The 16,398-nt window shown below is 45.8% G+C and carries 12 protein-coding genes and 1 pseudogene; 11 read left to right on the forward strand and 2 right to left on the reverse strand.

The window, feature by feature from the left end:
• Positions 1–21 precede the first annotated feature (21 nt).
• From gap to eno, 5 genes are all read left to right on the forward strand, one after another.
• Entirely contained in the window at positions 22–1,026 is a 1,005-nt protein-coding gene (gene gap, locus FPZ44_RS19220) for a type I glyceraldehyde-3-phosphate dehydrogenase (RefSeq protein WP_028594400.1), read from the forward strand.
• Positions 1,027–1,495: 469 nt separating this feature from the next.
• Positions 1,496–2,677 (forward strand): phosphoglycerate kinase, encoded by a 1,182-nt coding sequence (locus FPZ44_RS19225; RefSeq protein WP_144992857.1) that lies wholly within the window; start codon positions 1,496–1,498, stop codon positions 2,675–2,677.
• Positions 2,678–2,794: 117 nt separating this feature from the next.
• Positions 2,795–3,547, forward strand: a complete 753-nt coding sequence (tpiA, locus tag FPZ44_RS19230; RefSeq protein ID WP_144992859.1) for a triose-phosphate isomerase — start codon at positions 2,795–2,797, stop codon at positions 3,545–3,547.
• Between the two features lies 1 nt (position 3,548).
• Positions 3,549–5,087 carry a 2,3-bisphosphoglycerate-independent phosphoglycerate mutase gene (gene gpmI, locus FPZ44_RS19235; RefSeq protein WP_144992861.1) on the forward strand — a complete coding sequence of 513 codons (1,539 nt, stop codon included), beginning with the start codon at positions 3,549–3,551 and terminating at the stop codon, positions 5,085–5,087.
• Between the two features lie 107 nt (positions 5,088–5,194).
• On the forward strand, positions 5,195–6,481 hold the full coding sequence (gene eno, locus FPZ44_RS19240) for a phosphopyruvate hydratase (protein WP_144992863.1): 1,287 nt from the start codon (positions 5,195–5,197) through the stop codon (positions 6,479–6,481).
• Between the two features lie 154 nt (positions 6,482–6,635).
• Here the strand turns inward: eno and FPZ44_RS19245 are convergent, their stop codons facing one another.
• Both FPZ44_RS19245 and FPZ44_RS19250 read right to left on the reverse strand, forming a co-directional pair.
• Positions 6,636–7,331: a class I SAM-dependent methyltransferase gene (locus FPZ44_RS19245; RefSeq protein WP_144992865.1), complete on the reverse strand. Its 696-nt coding sequence runs from the start codon at positions 7,329–7,331 to the stop codon at positions 6,636–6,638.
• 247 nt (positions 7,332–7,578) lie between these two features.
• Entirely contained in the window at positions 7,579–8,022 is a 444-nt protein-coding gene (locus FPZ44_RS19250) for an exosporium protein C (protein WP_272482995.1), read from the reverse strand.
• A 206-nt stretch (positions 8,023–8,228) separates the two neighbouring features.
• Here FPZ44_RS19250 and FPZ44_RS19255 point away from each other — a divergent pair, with 206 nt between their 5' ends.
• The 6 genes and pseudogenes from FPZ44_RS19255 to FPZ44_RS19280 all read left to right on the forward strand — a co-directional run bounded on the left by FPZ44_RS19255 (position 8,229) and on the right by FPZ44_RS19280 (position 16,342).
• Complete coding sequence (locus tag FPZ44_RS19255; protein ID WP_144992867.1) at positions 8,229–8,561, forward strand: PadR family transcriptional regulator; 333 nt, start codon at positions 8,229–8,231, stop codon at positions 8,559–8,561.
• Positions 8,558–9,868, forward strand: coding sequence for a DUF4097 family beta strand repeat-containing protein (locus FPZ44_RS19260; protein WP_144992869.1), 1,311 nt, complete (start codon positions 8,558–8,560; stop codon positions 9,866–9,868). Before FPZ44_RS19255 ends, FPZ44_RS19260 begins: the two co-directional genes overlap by 4 nt.
• 158 nt (positions 9,869–10,026) lie before the next feature.
• Positions 10,027–10,860: a pyridoxine/pyridoxal/pyridoxamine kinase gene (pdxK, locus tag FPZ44_RS19265; protein WP_186786148.1), complete on the forward strand. Its 834-nt coding sequence runs from the start codon at positions 10,027–10,029 to the stop codon at positions 10,858–10,860.
• Between the two features lie 150 nt (positions 10,861–11,010).
• Positions 11,011–11,247 carry a preprotein translocase subunit SecG gene (gene secG, locus FPZ44_RS19270; RefSeq protein ID WP_144992871.1) on the forward strand — a complete coding sequence of 79 codons (237 nt, stop codon included), beginning with the start codon at positions 11,011–11,013 and terminating at the stop codon, positions 11,245–11,247.
• Between the two features lie 401 nt (positions 11,248–11,648).
• A pseudogene (rnr, locus tag FPZ44_RS19275) lies at positions 11,649–13,925 on the forward strand (ribonuclease R); the annotation flags it as partial.
• Between the two features lie 1,574 nt (positions 13,926–15,499).
• Complete coding sequence (locus tag FPZ44_RS19280) at positions 15,500–16,342, forward strand: MgtC/SapB family protein (protein ID WP_144992876.1); 843 nt, start codon at positions 15,500–15,502, stop codon at positions 16,340–16,342.
• Positions 16,343–16,398: the final 56 nt, after the last annotated feature.

Raw genomic sequence — 16,398 nt, forward strand, 5'->3', positions numbered from 1 at the left:
GGGAAATGGGAGGAATCATCAATGGTTAAAGTTGGTATTAACGGTTTTGGTCGTATCGGTCGTAACGTATTCCGTGCAGCTCTTAACAACGCAGAGGTTGAAATCGTAGCAATTAACGATTTGACAGACGTTAAAACACTTGCACACCTTTTGAAATATGACACTACACACGGTGTTCTTGATGCTACAGTTGAAGCTAAAGAAGGCGCGCTTGTAGTAAACGGCAAAGAAGTTAAAGTATTTGCAGAGCGCAACCCAGAGAACCTTCCTTGGGGAGCTAATGGCGTTGAAATCGTTGTTGAGTCCACTGGTATCTTCACAGCGAAAGACAAAGCTGAGCTTCACTTGAAAGGCGGCGCTAAAAAAGTAATTATCTCCGCTCCAGCTACTAACGAAGACATCACTATCGTTATGGGCGTTAACGAAGATAAATACGATGCAGCTAGCCACACAATCATCTCTAACGCTTCTTGCACAACGAACTGCTTGGCGCCATTCGCTAAAGTATTGAACGATAAGTTCGGTATCGAAAAAGGTATGATGAACACAATTCATTCCTACACGAATGACCAATCCGTTCTTGACTTGCCGCACAAAGACTTGCGTCGTGCTCGTGCAGCTGCTGAGAACATCATTCCTTCCACAACTGGTGCTGCTAAAGCTGTAAGCTTGGTATTGCCAGAGTTGGCTGGTAAATTGAACGGTATGTCCATGCGTGTTCCTACACCTAACGTTTCTGTAACTGACTTGGTAGTAGAACTTAAGCAAGACGTAACAGTTGAAGAAGTAAACGCAGCTCTTAAAGAAGCAGCTGAAGGTCCTTTGAAAGGTATCTTGAACTACTCCGAAGAGCCATTGGTATCCAGCGACTACAATGGTGACCCAGCTTCCTCCACTATCGATGCTTTGACAACGATGGTAATCGGCGGAAACATGGTTAAAGTTGTTTCCTGGTACGACAACGAGTGGGGCTACTCCAACCGCGTTGTAGACTTGGCTGCTTACATCGCTAAAAAAGGTCTTTAATTCCATAAGCCAGACAATCAAAGAGGAGTAACCGTTTAGGTCTCCTCTTTGGTTAATTGGAGAGAGTTTTAAGAGCCTATTTGATACAACCAACCATAACCGAACCGTAATATACCAAATGACCAAGGATGGGCTGATGGGGCTATCCACTCATAACCTTATATATAGAATGATTATGAATATCGGTCGTGAAAAGAAATAATCAGATATAGATATACAGATAGATATAGATATAAAAGTGTAGAGAAACCATAGAACAGAACGACAAGTAAGAAACCATACTGTGTACCACAACAGATAGACAGAATAGAGAAGTATCCTATATAGAGATAAAATAGAACCGTACAAATAGAATTGTGATAGAACCGTGCAATAAAAGCTAGATATAGATACGTCCAATAAAGGACGAACACATAGAACCGTACAAAGTGCAGCAGCTAAATTGCCCTTGAATTAGGAGGATAAAGAGATGAATAAATTGAGCGTAAAAGATATCGAAGTGAACGGCAAACGCGTATTCGTGCGTGTAGACTTCAACGTACCTTTGGATAACGGCGTAATTACAGATGATACTCGCGTCCAAGAAACGCTTCCAACAATCAAGTTCTTGATCGAAAATGGCGCTAAAGTTATTCTTGCAAGCCACATGGGTCGTCCTAAAGGTGAAGTTGTTGAATCCATGCGTTTGACTCCAGCAGCAACTCGTTTAAGCGAATTGCTTGGTAAGCCTGTTAAGAAGCTTGATGAGTCTATCGGCGCTAACGTTCAAGCTGAAATTGCTAAAATGGAAAACGGTGACGTTGTTGTATTGGAAAACGTTCGTTTCCACGCTGGCGAAGAGAAAAACGATCCTGCATTGGCACAAGAATTCGCAGCCTTGGCTGACGTATTCGTAAACGATGCATTCGGCGCAGCACACCGTGCACACGCTTCTACAGAAGGTATCGCGAAGCTTCTTCCTGCAGTAGCTGGTCTTCTTATGGAGAAAGAATTGAGCGTTCTTAGTAAAGCTCTTTCCAACCCAGAGCGTCCATTTACAGCAATCGTTGGTGGTTCCAAAGTTAAGGACAAAATCGATGTTATCAACAAAATGCTTGAGATTGCTGACAACGTAATTATCGGTGGCGGCTTAACTTATACATTCTTCAAAGCACAAGGTCACGAGATCGGTAAATCTTTGTTGGATGAGAGCAAGTTGCAAGAGTCTCTTGGCTTTATCGAAAAAGCAAAAGAGCTTGGCAAAAACTTGTACCTACCAGTAGACGTTGTAGTTACGGATGATTTCAGTGCAGATGCTAACACACAAATTGTTGATGTAACGGGTATGCCAGCAGATTGGGAAGGTATCGACATCGGACCTAAAACTCGTGAAATCTATGCTGACGTTATCAAGAACTCCAAGCTTGTTGTATGGAACGGACCAATGGGCGTATTCGAAATCGAGCCATTCTCCCACGGTACTCGTGCAGTAGCGGATGCTTGTGCAGAGACAAGTGCTTACACAATCATCGGCGGCGGCGATTCCGCAGCTGCAGTTGAGAAGTTCAACTTGAAAGACAAAATGGACCACATCTCCACAGGCGGCGGAGCTTCCCTTGAGTTTATGGAAGGCAAAGTATTGCCAGGCGTAGTGGCATTGAACGATAAATAAGACGGTCTAGGGCGAATATAAGCCTCTAAGACTTACTAGCTAGACGTTACTTTCTGTAGGCGGTATAGCTATCCATGTAGTTAGTTATGCCATCCACGGCTAAAGGAGTGTAATTCAATGAGACAACCAATCATCGCAGGAAACTGGAAGATGTTCAAAACAGTATCCGAAGCAACTGACTTCATTACAGAAGCAAAAGGTAAAGCAGAAGTAGAAGGTGTTGAGAGCGTAATTTGCGCACCTTTCACGAACTTGCCAGCGCTTGTTGAAGCAGTTAAAGGTACTTCCATCAAAATCGGTGCACAAAACCTTCACTTCGAAGATTCCGGTGCATTCACAGGTGAGATCAGCGGCGCAATGCTTAAAGATCTTGGTGTACACTACGTGATCATCGGACATTCCGAGCGTCGTGCATACTTCGCTGAAACAGACGAAATCGTGAACAAGAAGACGCATGCAGCATTCCGTCATGGCTTGACTCCGATCGTATGTGTGGGCGAGTCCCTTGAAGAGCGTGAATCTGGTAAGACAAACGACGTATGCCGCGTGCAAACGGAAGAGGCTTTCAAAGGCTTGTCCGCTGAGCAAGCGAAACAAGTTGTTATCGCTTATGAGCCAATCTGGGCGATCGGTACTGGTAAGTCCTCTACAGCAGCAGATGCAAACGAGACAATCAGCTACATCCGCAGCGTGGTAACTGGCCTTTACAACGAAGAAGTAGCACAAGCAGTACGCATTCAATACGGCGGCAGCGTTAAGCCTGAGAACGTACGTGAATATATGTCCGAGAGCGACATCGATGGCGCATTGGTAGGAGGCGCAAGCTTACAGCCTGCTTCGTACATCGCATTGGTGGAGGGAGCGAAGTAAGATGTCCGCACCTAGACCTGTAGCTCTTATTATTATGGACGGCTTCGGTCTTCGTGGTACTGCAGAAGGTAATGCAGTAGCTCAAGCGAAGAAGCCAAACTATGACCGCTACATGAGCCAATACCCGAACACTACGCTAGTCGCTTGCGGTGAAGCAGTAGGTTTGCCGGAAGGGCAAATGGGTAACTCAGAAGTAGGACACTTGAATATTGGTGCAGGCCGCATCGTATATCAAGATTTGACTCGTATTACAAAGTCGATTCGCGAAGGTGAATTCTACGATAACCAAACACTTATCGGAGCAGTGAAGTATGCGAAAGCAAACAACAAGGCGCTTCATATTTACGGCTTGTTGTCTGATGGCGGCGTTCACAGTCATATTGACCACACGTTTGCGATGCTTGATCTGTGCAAGAAGGAAGGCTTGGAGGAAGTTTACATTCATGCATTCCTTGATGGACGTGACGTAGCGCCTGACAGCGCTATTGGCTACCTTGAGCAGTTGAAAGCGAAGATTGAAGAAATTGGCGTAGGTAAAATTGCTACGGTACAAGGTCGCTACTATGCGATGGATCGTGACAAGCGCTGGGAGCGTTTGGAGAAGTCCTACCGTGCAATGGTATACGCTGATGGACCTAAATACCATGATCCAATCGAAGCGGTGAAGAAGTCTTATGAGCAATCGATCTTCGATGAGTTCGTAATGCCGACAGTCATCGTAGATGAGCAGGATCAACCGGTTGGTCTTGTGAAGAGCGAGGATGCGGTTGTATTCCTGAACTTCCGACCTGACCGTGCTATCCAGTTGTCACAAGTGTTCACGAACAGTGATTTCCAAGGCTTTGACCGTGGAGAGAACCATCCTACAGGATTGTACTTCGTCTGCTTGACGCTCTTCTCAGAGACAGTCGGTGGATTCGTAGCTTACAAGCCGAAAGAATTGGATAACACGTTCGGTGAAGTACTTGTACAGCATGGCAAGAAGCAGCTCCGCATTGCGGAAACGGAGAAATACCCGCACGTAACCTTCTTCTTCAGTGGTGGTCGAGACGTCGAATTGCCAGGTGAGAAGCGCGTGTTGATCAATTCTCCAAAAGTTGCGACTTATGATTTGCAACCAGAGATGAGCGCTTACGAGGTAGCGGAAGCTGCTGTAAACGAAATCAACTCTGATCAGTTCGATGCAATTATTTTGAACTTCGCTAACCCTGATATGGTTGGGCACTCCGGAATGCTTGAGCCAACGATCAAGGCAGTTGAAGTAACAGATGAGTGCATGGGCAAAGTTGTTGAAGCAGTACTAGCTAAAGGCGGCGTAGCAATCATTACAGCTGACCACGGCAATGCAGATATGGTATTCGACGAGAATGGCCGTCCTCATACGGCGCATACGACGAACCCAGTTCCGTTCATTCTTACATCTAACGATGTTGAATTGCGTGCAGACGGTATCTTGGCTGATATCGCGCCAACGATGCTTGAGCTATTGAGCTTGCCAAAGCCAGTTGAAATGACAGGCAACACGTTGTTGAAGAAGTAAGCTAAGCAAAAGGGCCCTGATCCTATAGGTATATGCTTTGCTTATATAGATTATGTTACAATAGACGACAAATACTATTTCATTGTTAAAAGGAGATGTAATTCATCATGACTATGATTATTGATGCATACGCACGCGAAGTCCTTGACTCCCGTGGTAACCCAACTGTAGAAGTAGAAATCAAATTGGAGAACGGCGGCTTCGGTCGTGCAATCGTACCTTCTGGTGCTTCCACTGGTGCTCACGAAGCAGTTGAGCTTCGTGACGGCGCTAAAGATCGTTACGTTGGTAAAGGCGTTGAGAACGCAGTTAAGAACGTAAACGACATCATCGCTCCAGAAATTATCGGTATGGACGCGCTTGAGCAAGTTGCTATCGACAAGCTTATGATCGAGTTGGACGGAACGCCTAACAAAGGCAAACTCGGCGCTAACGCTATCTTGGCAGTATCCATGGCAGTAGCTCGCGCAGCTGCTGACGCTTTGCAAGTTCCTTTGTATACTTACCTTGGCGGATTCAACGCTAAGCAATTGCCAGTACCAATGATGAACATCATCAACGGTGGTGAGCACGCTGACAACAACATCGACGTTCAAGAGTTCATGGTATTGCCAGTTGGCGCTCCTAACTTCAAAGAAGCACTTCGTATGGGTGCAGAAATCTTCCACAGCTTGAAGTCTGTACTAAAAGGCAAAGGCTTGAACACAGCTGTAGGTGACGAAGGTGGATTCGCTCCTAACCTTGGTTCCAACGAAGAAGCTCTTCAAGTTATCATCGAAGCAATCGAAGCAGCTGGCTACAAGCCAGGTCAAGATATCTTCTTGGGTATGGACGTTGCTTCCACTGAGTTCTACAAAGACGGTAAATACACACTTGCAGGCGAAGGCAAATCCTACACATCTGCTGAGTATGTTGACCTTCTTGCTTCTTGGGTTGATAAATACCCAATCATCACAATCGAAGACGGTATGTCCGAAGATGACTGGGATGGTTGGAAGTTGCTTACTGAGAAATTGGGCGACAAAGTTCAACTCGTTGGTGACGACTTGTTCGTTACAAACACAGATCGTCTAGGCAGAGGTATTGAGCAAGGCATCGGTAACTCTATCTTGATCAAAGTTAACCAAATCGGTACATTGACTGAAACATTCGATGCTATCGAAATGGCTAAGCGCGCTGGTTACACAGCAGTTATCTCCCACCGTTCTGGTGAGTCCGAAGATAGCACAATTGCTGACATCGCGGTTGCTACTAACGCTGGTCAAATCAAAACAGGTGCTCCGTCCCGTACGGACCGTGTTGCGAAATACAACCAATTGCTTCGCATCGAAGACCAATTGGGTGGCGCAGCTCGCTACGACGGCTTGAAATCCTTCTACAACTTGAAAAAATAAGGTGCTGCCACGTTAGCGGCGCATCTATAAATAATAAGGGGCTGTCCCATAAAGCAGATTCATCTGCTTTATGGGGCCGGCCCCTTATTTGCATATACGGGATGTAGCGCCTAATCATTCATGCGCTTCTTATATGCATTCATTTTCCATTCATTTATCTGCGTTCAATTGAGGGTTGTTTATTCAAATACTCGATAAGGCGACGTTGCCGACTAGTAGCTCCTGCAACAAGAATACCTAATCCATATTGCTTTGCCACGTGATAATAAGACAAAGGAAGTTCTGTTTGTTGCAAGAAATCTTCCACGGCCGTTAGAACACCGTTGCGTGCTCCGCCTTCTGTAATTGCATTGCAAAATGATGCGTTCATTCCATCCTCTGTAAGTTGGGAATGCCCACGTCTTACACCAAGATTGGCGTATTCGTGGCGGAATGTCTCTGGAATAGTCTCAGGAAAGTAATACATATCTCTACGCGCATAAGGCCATTCCACGTCATGAAAAAGAACGACAGGAAACGGATCTATTTTCGTTAGCAATTGAAGCTCATGATAAACCGTGTACCAGTTATGATCGCCATCAATAAGCACGACATCACATTGTTCGATCTTTGGAAGTGCATGCAAACTTATATCTAAAAGTGGCTGAAATCGTTCTCCATGTTGTTCTTGTACAGCTTGGACATCGAACATAGGGGATGGATCGATAATCGTAAGGCGACGGCGGCTAAATGAAATATAACGCAGCAAATTGTGCGTATTCCATCCTTGGGCACTGCCAATCTCAACGATGTGGCGTGGTCGGAGAAGGCGAAGAATTGGATGTATATATCCTTCCCAGAAATATTTCAACGTCACAGCCTCCTTCTCCTAATGATGATTGCCCTAGGTATTTATAAGGTAACGGGAAAGAGAAGCTAATGTAGGATCAGCATTTACGGAATATCGTATGTTGGAACTCACTTATTGGTGTAAGTAATGAATGAGACATGTAGGGTAACCCCCACAAACTATTCGTGGGGGTGTATGAAATAGGAACGTAAGATATGTCAATTGGTAACGATTGAACAGCAAGAAACGGCAACTGAAGCGATTGATTCTAGCTTCTTGTTTTAACAGCCAGCCCACTAAACGAAATTGGGCCGACAATAACGGCTTTTGTGTTAGCGGTTTGATTTTCCGCGGTTACCGTGTAAACATGGCTGCCTGATTTAACATTTCTATCGATGGCTTGGAAGGTAACGATATAGTTCTGCTCAGAACCAGATGATTCAATCCCTTGGAGCGTATTATAAATTTCTCGTCCATCACGGAAGATTCTAAAGAGGACTTGAGCAATTCCGGTAACACCTCTGACACCGACAGATGCTACTAATTCAACTCGATTGGGTTGAGATTTGACAGATGGGATTCTAATTCGAATTGTCGCCAACTGTGTTCTTCCTGGTGAACGTCTAATCGTAGTTGCACTTCCTAGGTTAAATCTACTCCTCGGCTGCGAGGTAGCTTTATCCAGAATACGCACCGCACTTACCAAACCCAAATGAATCAACTCCTCAGTAATTGATAGTTTAAAATATGTTAAATAGAAAAAGAGTGATTGGACGATTCAAATTCAGGCTTGCACACATTAGGCAGTAATTATGGAGTTGTTTTTTTGGATTTGTTTATGTAAAATAAGGAAAACCACTATTATTCAATGATTACTACTGAATGATAATGGTATCCTGATTGAGGTTGGAGAAATAGATGAAGGAAATTGTTCAATTTAAAAAGGGAGTACTTGGTTTATGTGCTATGTTGCTCATCCAAGAGAGGGATCGTTATGGGTTTGAGCTAGCGCAAACCATATCCAAGCATGTAGAAGTAGCAGAAGGGGCTATATACCCGGTGCTGCGCAGGCTTGTTGCCGATGGCCATTGCTCCACTTATTTGCAGGAATCAACAGAAGGGCCGCCGCGCAAATATTATCGTCTTACGCCAGAGGGTAAGTTTTATATGGAACAGCTAGTCCGTGAATGGGGCGTATTTGCTTCCAATATTAATAGGTTAATCGAATCATACGAGACGGAGGTTGAATGATGAACAAGCAAGAGTATTTGGCATTGTTACGATTCTATTCTCAACAGCTAGCACCAGAGGTACAATCTGATCTTATATCTGAAGTGGAGGCTCATTTTATATATGGTGAGCAGCAGGGCAAGACGGAGGAGCAAATCGCAGAGGAGCTTGGTGATCCGATTGAAATGGCGAAAGAAACGGTAGGTCCTACCTACAAGGCCCCGGACTTATCTGCCTTTCAAGAAATGAATCGAACGGACGACGAACCACGACATTATTCTTATTCCTACTCTAATAATTATTCTAGTTATTCTGCTGAGGAGTATCCGCCTCAGAACCTAGGCCAGCCGAAAGCTAAGAAATCTTTGCTTGCTCTTTTATCGGCATTTACTCTTATCGTGGTGGGTGGAGGTCTATTAGTATCCATCGGTATTGATCGGTTTATAGATGGACCTAATGAAAAAGTAGTAGCCTCATCAACAGTTGAATCGATATTAGAGGATGTTGATAAGCAATTTGAAAAATTGGAAGATTTAGAGGATATAGTAGAAGCTTCAACTACTTTCGCTTGGGATGAAGAGAACTATGATTTCGAAGGTAGCAACTATGAGGGTGTAATACATATGGGAAATTCGCCAGCTTGGAAGGATCTTATTATTGATACGGATCTTGGTCAAGTCGACATTCAGTTCAAACAAGGGGATCGCAATGAGATTGCTTGGAAAGCTTTTACGGCACCTAGTGTAGGAGAACTGATGGAAGCTACCCAGCTTAAAAATGAACAAATCATTTTTGAGTTAGATGAATCAGGTATGTACGATAATTATCGTTATTCTTTTGTTGTTACTTTGCAGGACGATTTTGAACTCCGCAAACTACAGCTTGAACAGGAGTTAGGAGATATCAATCTTAAGGGTGGTAAGTTCGAGAAAATTGAGCTCCAAATGGATAATGGTATATTGCGTGCTAGCGATATCGTCAGTGGTTCTATGAACGTAGAATTGGATAATGGTTCTACTGAATTTGAGAGAATCGCTTCTCCCATTAAGCTAGAATCTGATAATGGCGAAATAAAAATTTTGGAATCGACACATCCTGTAAATATTAAACTTGATTTAGGTAGTGTGGATCTTGGGATGAAGCAGCCCCATGATGTTGATGTGAAGTCGGATATGGGCGCGATCCAAATTGAGGTTCCACAAGGAGCTAAAGGAAAGTATGAGGCCAAATCCGGATTGGGTGACGTGAAAGTTCCTGTATCAGACGATAATGGAACATTCCGTGTGAGCGCTAAAACAGATGCAGGGACGATTATTATAAAAGAGTAGGCTGGAATTCTGGAAATACATATTATAACCAAGCATGCGGAATGTATGGACAAATTGCTTCCATTTTGTAATGATACGTGTATGACAAATACACACCTAGCCATGGTGTGCCTAATACAGCTCGCAATTTGATTACATGACTGAAGGGAAGAACGAACATGGCAGCAATAAAACCAATTCGTAAAGTATTAACATTGGCAGGTTCTGATACTAGTGGTGGCGCAGGTATCCAAGCTGATTTGAAAACATTTCAGGAGCGCGGCGTATTTGGTATGACCGCTCTAACAACGGTTGTAACCATGGACCCTGACAAAGAATGGGCGCATGGTGTGTTTCCAATAGCACTATCGACAGTGGAAGAACAATTGAAAACGATTCTTTCCATCGGTGTAGACGGCATGAAGACAGGTATGCTTGGTTCCATCGACATTATTGAGCTTGCTGCACGTATCATTGAAAAGCACAACATTCCTAACGTTGTTGTCGATCCGGTTATGATCTGCAAAGGCCAAGATGAGGCTCTGCACCCAGAGACAAATGATGCATTGCGTGATATCCTCGTACCTAAGGCTACGGTTGTAACGCCAAACTTGTTTGAAGCGGCACAATTAGCAGGTACAGGACCGATCAAATCGCTAGACGATATGAAGCAAGCTGCAGCACGTATTCAAGAACTAGGTGCGAAATACGTTGTGGTGAAGGGCGGATCGAAGATTGGTTTGCCAACTTCTGTAGACGTTGTATATGACGGCAGCACGTTTGAAATTCTTGAAGCAGATCGTATCGAAACGACGTATACGCACGGTGCAGGCTGCACATACTCTGCAGCAATTGCAGCAGAATTGGCTAAAGGCTTCACAGTACAAGAAAGTATGGCAGCAGCTAAGCGCTTCATTACGGAAGCTATTCGTCATTCCTTCGCACTTAATCAGTACGTTGGACCATTGCGCCACAATGCCTTACGCTTGACTGAGCATGGGGAAGAGCAATAAGAAAGCCCTAATGAAGGAGACAAGCTTCAAGGAATCGCAAAGCTACAGAGCTTGTAACCTTTTGAAGGATATGGTACAATAAAAACACTGTTTTTATAGGCTTATCTCTTTCGAATTATGATGTGATAGGCAACCTTAGGAGGTGGAAGCATGGAAGGATTTTTGACTGTATTGCTTGTTATTTTTTCAATCGGATTGATTTGCACGGTACTTCTACAACAAGGGAAGAGTGCGGGTCTAGCGGGCGCCATCTCCGGCGGTGCTGAACATTTATTTGGAAAGACGAAAGCACGCGGAGCTGAGTTGTTCTTGCAGCGTTTGACGATGGGATTGGCAGCTGGATTCTTTATTTTGTCCCTTGTCGTTGCTTATTTCATGAAGAACTAATACATGACATATAAGAAGCCTTAATCCGATTAGATCGGGTTAAGGTTTTTTTATGCTATGAAAAGGCTATGAAGGCGTGCAAAAATGGATTCATCACATGTAAATAATGAGTGGTTGAATGATTAAGCATGTATAATAGAATTGATATAATTCTCCGTGAGGTATGATGCAGTGAGTGAATGGGAACAATCATCACAGTTGCGTGTACCACTAGGGGTACATTTTGAATGCTGCATTGAATGAATCAAGATGAGATATGGCTAGTTAAACGATCCCGTGCATTCGTCTTTTTATAAGCTTTATACCATTCGCCGGGATGGCTGCATTTGATTTCGTGTATACTAGGTTATATATGAATATACTTGTGGAAGTTGATGGAGCAAGTGTGAGGTGAACAACAGATGATAACGGCACAGCAGATATTAGAATTTATGCAGGAAACAGCATACAAACCGATGACGTATCAGGAGCTGGAAAAGCATTTTGAGATTGAGGATGCTAAGGAGTTTAAGGCTTTTCTGAAGACGTTGAACGAATTGGAAAATTCGGGACATATCATTCGAACACGCACGGATCGCTATGGGGTGCCAGAACGAATGAATTTGCTGCGCGGCCGCTTGCAGGCCCATGCAAAAGGCTTCGGGTTTTTAATCCCAGAAGAGACAGGCCATCCGGACGTATATATTCATGCGAATGATCTTCAGTCCGCGATGAATGGAGATACCATCCTCGTTCGTGTGACGAACAAAGGCCATGATGGTGCTCGTTTGGAAGGGGAGATTGTCCGTATTGTAAAACGGGCAGTTGAGCAAGTTGTAGGTGTATTTCAGAATCATGAGTCATTTGGTTTTGTTGTACCCGATGATCGTCGGATCAATCGCGACATCTTTATTGCTCGTGAAGCGATGGCAGGAGCGGTAAGTGGACAGAAGGTAGTTGTCCGTATTGTCAGCTATCCAGAAGGGCGAACAGCAGCTCAAGGGGAAGTTATAGAAGTCCTTGGACACAAAAATGATCCAGGTGTGGACATTCTATCCGTAATTCGCAAGCATCAATTGCCAGAAGCATTCCCAGATGAAGTAATGGCAGAAGCGGAAGCGGTGCCGGATTCCATTTCGGAAGAGGAAATTATTAGCCAAGGCCGTCGGGACTTGCGCGGATTCAATATTGTGACAATTGATGGTGAAGATGCGAAGGACTTGGATGACGCTGTTTATGTGGAGCGTCTAGAGAATGGAAACTACAAGCTGGGCGTGCACATCGCTGATGTAGGCTATTATGTACAAGAAGGCTCTGCCTTGGATCGTGAAGCGTACGCGCGCGGCTGTAGTGTGTATCTCGTTGATCGTGTTATTCCGATGCTGCCGCATCGATTATCGAACGGGATTTGCTCCTTGCATCCGCATGTGGATCGCTTAACGCTGTCCTGCGAAATGGAATTTGATGCAGAAGCGAAAGTGGTTCGGCATGATGTATTTCCGAGTGTGATTCGCTCGGTGGAACGGATGACGTACAATAATGTCCGTAAAATTGTTGAGGATCAGGATCCAGAACTGTGTGAGCGTTACTCTTACCTTGTCGATAACTTCATGTTAATGAAGGAACTGGCGATGAAGCTGCGTGGCAAACGTATGCGCCGCGGTGCAATTGACTTTGACTTCCAAGAGTCGAAGGTCATTGTAGATGAGGAAGGCAAAGCAATCGATATTGTGAAGCGTGAGCGTTCGATCGCGGAGCAAATTATTGAGGAGTTCATGCTTGCGGCAAATGAGACAGTAGCTGAGCATTTCCATTGGCTTCGCGTACCGTTCTTGTACCGAATCCATGAAGATCCGGACAGTGAGAAGCTGTTGACGTTTATGTCATTCGCAGCGAACTTTGGTTATGCGGTACGCGGTAAAGGCAATTCGGTTCATCCGCGCGCGCTGCAATCGTTGCTAGAAGAAATTCAAGGAACGCGTGAGCAGACCGTTATTAGTACGATGATGCTTCGTTCGATGCGTCAAGCGAAATATGATGCGGAAAGTACAGGCCACTTTGGCTTGGCGGCGGAATTCTATTCCCACTTTACGTCACCGATTCGCCGTTATCCGGACTTGGTTATCCATCGAATTATTCGTGAAGTAGCCGATAGTGGAGGCTCTTTGACACAGAAGCGTCATGAGCTGCTGCATGCGCGCATGCCTGACGTTGCTCAGCAATCATCTGAGCGAGAGCGGGTTGCGGTAGACGCGGAACGTGATACAGAGCAATTGAAGAAAGCGGAGTTCATGCTTGATAAAGTCGGGGAAGAGTTCGACGGGATTATCAGCAGCGTAACGAATTTCGGTATGTTTATTGAGCTTGAAAATACGGTCGAGGGTTTAATCCGTTTGAGCGATTTGTCGGATGACTACTACCATTTCCATGAACAGCATATGATGCTGCTTGGTGAGCGGACAGCCCGAATGTTCCGTATCGGTGACGAAATACGTATTGTGGTTGCAAACGTCAATATGGAGGACCATACGATTGACTTTGCACTAGTTGGTCAAGCTCAACGCTTTGGCAGCGGACGCCAAGGCCGTGAATTCGGCTTTGAGCGCAAGAAGCGCGGTCGCGGAGAGAACCGTGATGTTGGACGTGGCGGCCGCGAGTCTGGCCGCGGTGGACAAGGCGGTCGTGGAGATAGAGCTGGCAGCGGCGGACACAGTGGCCGCGGCGGCGAAGCGAGTGGCGGCACAGGCCGAGATGGACGCCGAGGCCAAGCAGGCGGAGCTAACGCAGGTCGCGGTGGACAAGGCGGTCGTGGAGATAGAGCTGGCAGTGGCGGACAAAGTGGCCGCAGTGGCGAAGCACGTGGTGGAGCTGCAAGAGATGGACGTCGTGGCCGCGATGGCGGAGTTTACGGCGGAGGACGTGGCGATCGTCATGATGCCGGTCGCGGTGGTCAGGGACAGGGACAAGGCGGTCGCAATGAACGCTTTGGTCGTGGTGATGATCAACGCGGTGGTAAAGGACGTCGTGATCACAATGACGGTCGAGATGGTCGTCTGCACGCGCGCAATGGACGAGGAGACGGGCACGGACCTGGAGCTGCTGAGCTGGATAATCAGGGAGGACGCTTCTTGTACGCTGGTGGTTCTACTCAACAAGGCGGATCCGGTCGCAATGCTGGACGTCACGGATATCAAGATGGATTTAATGATGCGTGGGGTTCAAGCAATCAAGATGGCAAACAGCATGATCACGAAGCTGGCGGCGCAAGACGCGAAGAAGAGGTATGGTATAACCAAGGGGAATGGCGTGAGCGCAATAAGCGCGGCCGCAATGGCCGCGAGAGAGGCCAGTCCAATATTAACCCTTATGCTAAACCATCCCAACGTCAACGCGGTCAAGGTGGCATTACCTTTGGCAACAATGAAGCGAGTGCTCGCGACAATGGGCGTAAGGAAAGAACAGATGCTCATGATGATGCGAACTGGGTAGATCGCCTTGTGAAAGATGCAGAGCGTGAGTCTGGCAGCAATCGCTTTGATTTTGGATCTGGCAAAGGTGGATATGGTCGTTCACGGGGTTCCTCTTCAACTGGCCAAGAGGGCGGTAGAGACTCAGGCTTTGACCGAGGTGGTGACTACCGTTCAGGTCGTGGTCAACTAGGCGGCGGCAAGCGCGGCAGACGCAGTATATCTGAAAGTGGTGTATTCGTCGGTGAGGATTCGCCTCAAGCCGCACGTAATCGTTCTGGTGATGCAGAGCAGGCGGCACATAAGCGCGGTAAGTCGAAAAACAACACGGCAAAGTTCGTGCGGAAGAAGCGATAACAGCAAACGCTGTATATTTTTCGATGTATGATTAGTGCTTAGTATGCTGCTGCTTGCAGCAAGGGATCAGTGAAATGTCTGCTCCAATGTTGGTAAAATGGACGTTCACTAATTTATCTCCTCACTCATGCATCGATTGACAGTGTCTTAATTAGATTGATGCAGATTGTTTTCGGGTATATAGTTAGTGACCTTAAGTAATAAGATGATTGATGTGAAGAACCTTCTGTTCCACTTCTGTCGTGGTGTCGAAGGTTCTTTGCATATCGTTATAAGCTTTTTATGTATGCAGGAAATACAATGAAAATGTTGAAAGTCTTATGAACAACCTAGTGACTGTCTGTTTAAAGTAATACAGATGCTAAATAATTAAAGGTATTAACCATTACGATCATATATATGGATGCAATTATACATATAATAAGAGTGAGGAAAGGAGCGATGCAGCAATGAACCCATGGGTTATAGATTGGTGGCCGTTGACACAGCGACTCGTACTGGCTGCACTGCTAGGTGGTATTATCGGATTGGAGCGGGAGCGCAGCCGCCACGCAGCAGGTGTACGTACGCACATGCTCGTAAGCATGGGCTCTGCACTTATTATGCTGTTATCTTTATACGGCTTCTCCATGTTCGTGGACGAAGATAATGTACGAATGGACCCGGCTCGTCTATCTGCGCAAGTGATAAGCGGTATTGGATTCCTTGGAGCAGGGACGATTATTCGAGACGGATTATCTGTAAAAGGACTTACGACAGCGGCATCGATCTGGGTCGCGGCTGCGATTGGATTATCGGTTGGCGCGGGGTTTTATTATGGTGCTTTACTGACATGTGTACTTACGATTATTGCGCTTTGGCTGATGAATAAAATGGAGTTTCAGGGCCGTGCGGCGAGTTTGCATTATACATTCCGCATTCGTGGCATGGATGATGGAACGCTGCTGTCTTCGATTCGTGAGATGCTTGCTTCGATGAAGGTAGAGATAGACCGAGTTGACGTTACGAAGGAGATCGGTGCACAGTCGCGCAAGGTGTGGCAGCAAAGCGAGGCTGGAGCCAGTGGTGTTGAGGTGTCATCTGGAGTAGCTGGAGCAAATGGAACAGGAACAGCAGGTGCGCAAGGTGCACAGTCTGGAAATGTGGATGGGGTTGAACTTAAGGAAACGGTGACGATGAAACGTCAAACATCGCTTAAGCTTGAGGTCGTGATTCCACCGAAGCTTGATGCGGTCGATGTGGTGGAGCGGCTTGCGGCAATGGACGAGGTATTGGAAGTCCGAGGCAAATAAGGGTTGAGGTTATCGAACTTGCAGGTAGTATCATAGGGGTGTCTTGGTTGGCGCTT

The organism is Paenibacillus agilis (assembly GCF_007786455.1).
In the GTDB taxonomy this organism is placed as follows: domain Bacteria; phylum Bacillota; class Bacilli; order Paenibacillales; family Paenibacillaceae; genus Paenibacillus_B; species Paenibacillus_B agilis.

What these genes read in the sequence shown, in the direction of transcription:
- secG (WP_144992871.1), top strand. Translation starts at nt 11,011, where the DNA reads ATGGAAGGATTTTTGACTGTATTGCTTGTTATTTTTTCAATCGGATTG.
- tpiA (WP_144992859.1), top strand. Translation starts at nt 2,795, where the DNA reads ATGAGACAACCAATCATCGCAGGAAACTGGAAGATGTTCAAAACAGTA.
- gap (WP_028594400.1), top strand. Translation starts at nt 22, where the DNA reads ATGGTTAAAGTTGGTATTAACGGTTTTGGTCGTATCGGTCGTAACGTA.
- gpmI (WP_144992861.1), top strand. Translation starts at nt 3,549, where the DNA reads ATGTCCGCACCTAGACCTGTAGCTCTTATTATTATGGACGGCTTCGGT.
- FPZ44_RS19225 (WP_144992857.1), top strand. Translation starts at nt 1,496, where the DNA reads ATGAATAAATTGAGCGTAAAAGATATCGAAGTGAACGGCAAACGCGTA.
- pdxK (WP_186786148.1), top strand. Translation starts at nt 10,027, where the DNA reads ATGGCAGCAATAAAACCAATTCGTAAAGTATTAACATTGGCAGGTTCT.
- FPZ44_RS19255 (WP_144992867.1), top strand. Translation starts at nt 8,229, where the DNA reads ATGAAGGAAATTGTTCAATTTAAAAAGGGAGTACTTGGTTTATGTGCT.
- FPZ44_RS19260 (WP_144992869.1), top strand. Translation starts at nt 8,558, where the DNA reads ATGATGAACAAGCAAGAGTATTTGGCATTGTTACGATTCTATTCTCAA.
- eno (WP_144992863.1), top strand. Translation starts at nt 5,195, where the DNA reads ATGACTATGATTATTGATGCATACGCACGCGAAGTCCTTGACTCCCGT.
- FPZ44_RS19280 (WP_144992876.1), top strand. Translation starts at nt 15,500, where the DNA reads ATGAACCCATGGGTTATAGATTGGTGGCCGTTGACACAGCGACTCGTA.